This window comes from Bacillota bacterium (assembly GCA_012842395.1).
Classification (GTDB): Bacteria; Bacillota; SHA-98; order UBA4971; family UBA4971; genus UBA6256.
The window spans coordinates 1-2,001 of the sequence record DUSX01000040.1; the positions used below are offsets into that span (position 1 = coordinate 1).

The 2,001-nt window shown below is 50.2% G+C and carries 2 protein-coding genes; one reads left to right on the top strand and one right to left on the bottom strand.

Annotated features, from left to right (window positions below; all coding sequences use genetic code 11):
- The first annotated feature begins 120 nt into the window (after positions 1 to 120).
- Positions 121 to 1,836 (top strand): recombinase family protein, encoded by a 1,716-nt coding sequence (locus tag GX515_12985; protein HHY33910.1) that lies wholly within the window; start codon positions 121 to 123, stop codon positions 1,834 to 1,836.
- On the opposite strand, the gene GX515_12990 is transcribed toward GX515_12985, so the two are convergent.
- Positions 1,823 to 2,001 (bottom strand): hypothetical protein (locus GX515_12990; protein HHY33911.1); only part of this gene is annotated, 179 nt, incomplete at its 5' end. The two genes, GX515_12985 and GX515_12990, sit on opposite strands and share 14 nt — an antisense overlap.

The following is a 2,001-nucleotide window of genomic DNA, read 5'->3' on the forward strand; positions in this document are numbered from 1 at the left end:
AATTGACCGCTGGTTCATCAGGCGGGAAGACGTTGCCCTCTACTGCGCCGGGTTGGCTATTTTCAATATGCTCCAGCACAAAGCCAGAATTAGAGGGCAAGCTGTAGAGGAAGGTGTCCCATTGTGATACTACGGAAACGAGCAGCGATACTGGCAAGAGTTTCCACAGAAGACCAGGTAGAGGGTACCTCTCTCGATACTCAAGTCGAAATTTGCATGGCGGAGGCTCAAAAGAGAGGATACCACATTACCCCTGCTGATGTTTTCAAAGAAGATGGGTACAGCGGTGCCCTTGGTATTAACGACAGACCTATCCTCCGTAACCTGTGGGAAAAGTATCAGGCTGGAGAATACGACGCCATCTTCCTTTACCGGCAGGACAGGCTTGCGCGCTCGGTAGCAATCCTCTCGGCACTTCGGGATGAAGCCCTCAAACCGCGCCGATGCGGAACCAAAGGTGAAGGCTTTATTTTCGTTCAAGGTGGATTTGAGGATACACCGGAAGGCAGGCTCTTTTCCAATATTCAGGGCTCGTTCGCAGAGTACGAAAGAGAGGTAATCCGCCTTAGAACCCTGACCGGTAAGAAGAAGAGAGCGCAAGAAGGAAAATTCTTCGGTACCGCAGAGCTATTCGGTTACCAGTGGAATAAGGAAAAGCAACGATGGGAGATTGTCGAAGAAGAAGCCAAAATAGTCCGGCTCATCTATAACTGGTACGTCTACGGTGATGGTAAGTCCGGTCCGATGGGTACGGTTAGAGTTGCTGAGAAACTTACCCAGCTTGGTATTCCTACGCCCTCTCAATTTCGCGGCGTTCACCGAGGCAAGAAGGGTAAACCGGTCACCCAGTGGAGCGAAACCACGGTTCAGAGAATCCTTACCCACACCGCTTATAAAGGCACCAACTACTTCTGGCGCGGTGATAGCATTCCGGTAAGCCAAGAGCGGGTTGAAAGAGCTAAGGCGGCAAATTCCAAGGATGGGTGGTACGCGGTTGACTTCCCTGTTATAATTGACCCTCTCCTGTGGGAGAAGGCTCAGGAAAAGAGAGTTGGAGCGAGGGGCGGATTCAACAGAAAGTATCCTAAACCGTTACTTGCAGGACGTATTAACTGTGGGTTATGCCAGCACGCCTACGGTATCGGGTATTACAACACGGGAAAAACGCTGGTCTTCAAGTGCAACGGCAGGCTCAAGAAAAACCATCTTGACGGTAGCCCAAGATGTACTAGTCCTATCCTTAACGGTGAAGCGTTAACGGAAGAGGTTAAAAGCCGCATTGTAAAGCTCCTTCGTAGCCCAGAACAGATGAGGACAGCCATCGAAGAATATGTAGAAACCTTGGAACGGAGAAAGGAAGAACTGGAAACCTTACTCTCGCCAATAAACGAACAACTCTTTCAAATCCAGGAGAAACAGCGCAGGCTCGCCAACGTTTACCTCAACGGAATATTATCGGACGAAGACTATAACCGCCAACAGAACGAGCTTAAAGAACAGGAATTGGCTATCCGCCAGCGGTATGAGCAGTACTCGCCAGAAATTGACACGATTCACAAATTGGAACAGAACGTGGCAGCGGTGAGGGAGGCGATTGAGGCAGAACAATTTGACGTTATTTACCAGCCGGAGGAAGCAGCCGTCACCGAGGAGCTAGCTTTTGCCATAATTCGGAGCAGAGACCCTTTACGCTTGACTCTTGGGTTCCCGCAAAAGATAATGAGTTGGGAGGAATTGTTTGACAGACTACAGATTAAGTTGTGGGTGTACCAAGACCGTATTGAAGTGAGGGGAATAGTCCCTATCGAAGATATAGCAAATCCTAAATGCTGTTGATGATGGCCTCTTTGCCGGATTCAATCAAGACGCCTTTCGCACCGTACTTCGCGGTGATGCGCGCCGATATCGCGTCTCCAACGATGACCTGGAGACCCCCTCGCACAGCCGCCGCGATTTGTTCCTCGGCATCGGCTTCGTGCTCAAGGTAGATGAGTCGTAGTG